The organism is Xanthomonas prunicola (genome assembly GCF_002846205.1).
GTDB classification, from domain to species: Bacteria; Pseudomonadota; Gammaproteobacteria; order Xanthomonadales; family Xanthomonadaceae; genus Xanthomonas; species Xanthomonas prunicola.
The window spans coordinates 1-3,978 of sequence record NZ_PHKV01000037.1; the positions used below are offsets into that span (position 1 = coordinate 1).

The 3,978-nt window shown below is 48.4% G+C and carries 5 protein-coding genes and 1 pseudogene; 1 reads left to right on the forward strand and 5 read right to left on the reverse strand.

Going from position 1 to position 3,978, the window contains the following annotated elements; genetic code table 11:
- Positions 1 to 12: 12 nt before the first annotated feature.
- Positions 13 to 225: pseudogene (locus tag XpruCFBP8353_RS24585) on the forward strand (ABC transporter permease); the annotation flags it as partial.
- Positions 226 to 388: 163 nt separating this feature from the next.
- On the opposite strand, the gene XpruCFBP8353_RS22820 reads toward XpruCFBP8353_RS24585, so the two are convergent.
- From XpruCFBP8353_RS22820 to XpruCFBP8353_RS22835, 5 genes are all read right to left on the reverse strand, one after another.
- A complete protein-coding gene (locus tag XpruCFBP8353_RS22820; protein ID WP_243391205.1) occupies positions 389 to 955 on the reverse strand; it encodes a hypothetical protein in 567 nt (188 codons plus the stop codon).
- Positions 956 to 968: 13 nt separating this feature from the next.
- Positions 969 to 1,697 (reverse strand): hypothetical protein, encoded by a 729-nt coding sequence (locus XpruCFBP8353_RS22825; protein WP_005924034.1) that lies wholly within the window; start codon positions 1,695 to 1,697, stop codon positions 969 to 971.
- Positions 1,698 to 1,899: 202 nt separating this feature from the next.
- The gene (locus XpruCFBP8353_RS23605) at positions 1,900 to 2,421 is read right to left on the reverse strand and encodes a hypothetical protein (RefSeq protein ID WP_101378193.1); all 522 of its coding nucleotides are present in this window, start codon (positions 2,419 to 2,421) and stop codon (positions 1,900 to 1,902) included.
- Positions 2,422 to 3,345, reverse strand: coding sequence for a pesticin C-terminus-like muramidase (locus tag XpruCFBP8353_RS24495; RefSeq protein WP_133125702.1), 924 nt, complete (start codon positions 3,343 to 3,345; stop codon positions 2,422 to 2,424).
- The coding region (locus tag XpruCFBP8353_RS22835) for an ATP-binding cassette domain-containing protein (RefSeq protein WP_133125703.1) at positions 3,342 to 3,978 on the reverse strand (637 nt) is incomplete at its 5' end. The genes XpruCFBP8353_RS22835 and XpruCFBP8353_RS24495, both read right to left, overlap by 4 nt.

Consider the following 3,978-nt stretch of genomic DNA (forward strand, 5'->3'; position numbering starts at 1 on the left):
GATGTCTAGGAAACCCTGGGCGTATCAGAGCACTACGCTTGGCTAACCAGCTTTTACTCCATCTTCGGCAGGGTGATTTCCGGCTTCTCAGGCCTTGCAGTGGCTTATCTCACCACGCTCCATGGACAAAGCCAAGGCTATGGCACGTTTTTCATTGGCATCTGTCTGACTTGCACACCTGCTTTACTTGTCTACTCGGCATTTCTTCGAAGACAGATCATTTAACTCACTTCCAAGCCTGAACGATCCGGACACATCTAGTCCGGATCATTTGACCAGCAATCTAATCCAAAGATCTGAAACGACCATTTTATAGTAGCCAGTCCCTAGCGCATCTAGTCGCCATCGAAGTAATCAATAATTACTTCTGGCAGCACTCACTAGACTGTCAATGCTGAGTTTTTGGATAATTCTTTTCTTCCACAATCGTCAGTGAAGAAACGCATGGTGAAGTCACATCAGTAGTGGATATCGATATGACGTAAGGCCCCTTGGACAGGATAGCCGGGCGAGTCCAAGACGCGCCTCTGATTGACGCTCTGGGTTCTCGCATTTTTTCAACGAAACCCATATTTTTAATAAAACTATCGTATCTCTCGCAGCCTTCCATCTTAGAATCTGAAAAAAAAGCAGACAGCGAACCAACTGTCCATTCCTGGCTCTTAGCGTCTCCTCGATGTGAGCCAAATCTAAGTTCTTTTATCTGCGAAGATGGCGCAATGAATGAGACCTTATAATAACGATGAAGCATTTCATCTTTGAGGATAGACGTTTTGGCGTCTGCAACCAGAGCTTCAACCTGGCTCTGGCTGACGTAACCACCCCCATTAAACAAGGAGACAAGTTTTTCCACTCGCTCTTCGGCACAGTATGCCTGCGGGGATGCAACTACAAAAACCAGCAGTCCAGCCAGACTCGAAATTAATTTACTTCTATAGAATTTAAACGCTTTCATAAATACCACCCTCTCAGTTACCATTGTATACAGACTCATAATACTGTTTCACCGTTTGCCCTCCGCCATGATCTTGATTTCCATACCACGTCGCGAGCTGACTCATTGCTTGCTCCTGTGTCAATGTCGACCCTATCTGGTTATAAATGCTTGTGACTTCAGCTGGATATTGATTCAGCGTCGTCGGCTCGACTTGGCTGACAAAATTCAGCTCAAAAACCAATGAGCCAGCTTCATTGCTTAGCCAAGTATTCACATACTGTTCCAAGCTAGGACTGGAAGTCCCGTAATCAACAGGATTGTAAACATGATATAGCTCATGGCTAAGAATTGTTGCAGCCTCCAAAGTTGTTCCCGCGTAATTGTCGTCAATAAAGATTTGGCCGCTTTCAACATCCCCCTTAAGAGCACCAAGATCCTTAAAAGCGGGATGTCTATCGCTGGCAACATATTGCGATAGCAGATTTTTTACCGCGTCGCTTTTATTGATATATTCATCCACACCAGTTCCAAGCCCGCTCACTACTGCTGGCGAAGGTGTAGGACCAACACCCCCGCCGCCTGGGGGATTTATCGGACCTGGCTGCTCAACTGGCGGCGAAGGGGGAAGAGTTGGAGGCGGACTTGTAGGAGGGTTAACTACAATTGGTGGAAACTCAGTGGGCGGCTCGCTTGGATCGACGTCCGCAGCGGCTGCCGCACCTGCCACTAGGAATAACTCTTCGTTTGTCAGTTCTCTCATTACAGCACTCCCTGCAATATTTCGATTGATAAATTGCTGTTTCGCTTTCCTTTCCTTCAAAACATCATTTTTTTACTTCCTATGCAGCCCATAAATAACAGTCCATTGCAAGCCCGGCTCACATAGAATTAGAGCTAGGCAGACTCGAAGCACTTGAAGATAAATTTACCTCTGTTGGCCTTTTAATCTTGGCATGCAAACCTCATTTCTCCAACGTGACCGTTTCAAAAGTAGCATCTGGCGCATATTCATGTGCCCATCTCAGAACAGATATCTCTGCGTCAAGGCTCTTTTTATTCTTGGGCACAAATAAGGTGAAAGTAGGATTTTTTGAGCAAGAAGCGCCCGACTTCTTGGTGTCGGCTTTGCAGTTAAAGTGAATGAGCCCAGCAGCTTCGACCGTATTATCACTCTTGATGGCAACTGCACCTTTCTCAATGCAGCTCTTGTAGCGGCAGCCGGATATCAAGGTCACCCCATTCCCCACATCAACGTCTTTGTTGGGTGGACCGCTCAGAGCCTCCCCAAACTGCTGCACCAATGGTTTTCCGGGAATAATATAGTCACCCGCTGACTGACCAAAGTAAGCCGATAGGACCGCAGAATTAATCTTGGCAGGCGCAGCCGTGGCCAAAACGCTTCCCCACAACGAAAAGATCATTATTGCAATTGATGCAATTCTTTTGTTAGCTTTCATATCCAACCTCACGTTATAAGTCAACATTTAACCGCCACCCGGCACGCTGCCGTTCGTAATATCTTGTTGAATAAGCGCGGCCTCCCTGTCTCGCCTTGTATCATACGCATCACCGAAATCGTTCAGATTGGTAACAGCATCTTGCCAATGTCCCGTTGTTACTTGGGTCCAGAAATTGGGGGTTGCTGTGGCAAGGCCAGGGCCGTATTGGTAAGCAACACTTGCGATGGCGGTCTGGACGCCACCAGGCAGCTGATAAAAGTCAGCATAATCGGAAGAGTTGTTATAGCTATTAACAACCGTATTTAATATGTTCGATCGAACTGCGTTATCCAACGCACCTGCCTGCGCCTCGGTGATGTGCAGAGGGTTGTTTTGAACGGCACTCAGCGCATCTTGGCCTGTTAGATGAAGGTAGGGCGTTAACGAAGTAACCAGTGCTTGGTCTACACCGAGAGCTGTGAGACTTTCGACAGTCTGGCCACCCAAATCGACGCCAGTTGCCACGGTCACTCCGCTTTGATCTATGACTACACCGTTATTATTGGGGACATACGCATCTAGCTGTTGTCCACCCTCCACGCTGTCAATGAAGGCATTATCGATTCTGTTTTCAGCCGGCAAGGGGACAAAGACATCGCCATCATTGCCTCCTCCTCCACCTTGTGGCGGCGGCGGGGGTTGCTCAACTGGCGGGGATGGTGGCAATGTTGGTGGTTCTGATGGAGGTGGATTAACTACCACGGGGGGCAGCTCAGTGGGCGGCTCGCTTGGATCTACATCCGCAGCGGCTGCTGCACCTGCCACTAGGAATAGCTCTTCGATTGTTAGCTCTCTCATTGCAGCGCTCCATCCTGTGATTAGATTTTTTTCCTGATCGTTTTTTCTATTGAATGTTCCATATCTCTTTTTTCCTTTGAACTTATTTTGATAGGCGTTGTAACTCCTCATTGTTGCTTGGATTTCTCAGCCGTTTCCCCGGCCTCGTCCTGATCAAATTTGCTTGGCTGCTCTTTGATCAGGGGCCTCAGGTTTCCGTTAACGAAGAGGTAGTGCATATCGCACATCCGAGAGATGTTCTTGTCGTGCGTCACGACGACTGTGGTCGCGCCGATGCTCTTGATGTTCTTCATCAGCTGCATACCCATCTGCTCATCAACCCCAGTGGTTGGCTCATCCATCAACAACAACTTGGTGCGCCTGTAAAAAGCTCTGGCCAAGAAGATCCGTTGTTTTTGACCACCTGACAGCGTGTTTCCCAAGTCACCGACTCTGGTGTTGAAGCCCATTGGCATGCGCTGAATATCGTCGTGGATACACGCCAATTTCGCAGCCTGCACGAGGCGTTCTTGGTCAATGTGCTCATCGAACATGGAGATGTTCTCTGACAACGTCCCTGACAACAGATTGTCTCCCTGCATGACGATGCTGACCTTGCTCCGGTAGCTCGACTTACCGACTTTGCGCAGATCCTCTCCATTGACTAAGAAGTCCCCGACTTGAAGATCTTCAAGCCCCGCCAGAACACGGATGAGTGTGGTCTTACCCACGCCAGAGTTCCCGACAATTGCAATCACCTGGCCT

What these genes read in the sequence shown, in the direction of transcription:
- XpruCFBP8353_RS22825 (WP_005924034.1), bottom strand. Translation starts at nt 1,697, where the DNA reads ATGAGAGAACTGACAAACGAAGAGTTATTCCTAGTGGCAGGTGCGGCA.
- XpruCFBP8353_RS24495 (WP_133125702.1), bottom strand. Translation starts at nt 3,345, where the DNA reads ATGAGGAGTTACAACGCCTATCAAAATAAGTTCAAAGGAAAAAAGAGA.
- XpruCFBP8353_RS23605 (WP_101378193.1), bottom strand. Translation starts at nt 2,421, where the DNA reads ATGTTGACTTATAACGTGAGGTTGGATATGAAAGCTAACAAAAGAATT.
- XpruCFBP8353_RS22820 (WP_243391205.1), bottom strand. Translation starts at nt 955, where the DNA reads ATGAAAGCGTTTAAATTCTATAGAAGTAAATTAATTTCGAGTCTGGCT.